Consider the following 528-nt stretch of genomic DNA (forward strand, 5'->3'; position numbering starts at 1 on the left):
GTTTCCCTTGCCTCCAAATCCCATTTTGGAACCAAGGCCTCCCAACATTTTTCCCATCAAACCACTTTTTCCTTTACCACCCATGGCTTTCATCATGTCAGCCATTTGGCGATACATCTTCAAAAGTTTATTAATATCAGCCGCCGTTGTACCAGACCCCTTAGCAATTCGTTGTTTACGGCTATGTTTTAAAAGCTCTGGATTTGCACGCTCTTGAGGTGTCATAGATGAAATAATAGCCAATTGGCGATTAAACAAACGATCATCAAGCCCTGCAGCCGCAATTTGCTCTTTGACCTTCCCCAATCCTGGCAACATGCCCATAATACCGCCCATTCCACCAAGTTTTTTCATTTTCTGCAACTGTTCAGCAAGATCATTCAGATCAAATTTTCCGGCTTGCATTTTTTTTGCAAAAGCAGCGGCTTTCTCATGATCCATTGTTTCAGCAGCTTTTTCAACCAAAGAAACAATATCCCCCATTCCGAGAATACGATCAGCAATACGACTGGGATGAAATTCTTCTAA

The 528-nt window shown here is 42.2% G+C and carries 1 pseudogene; it reads right to left on the bottom strand.

What is annotated here, in order from left to right:
- A pseudogene (locus ACFIO3_RS15580) lies at nt 1-528 on the bottom strand (signal recognition particle protein); the annotation flags it as partial.

This window comes from Bartonella sp. AD328YNZD (assembly GCF_042196425.1).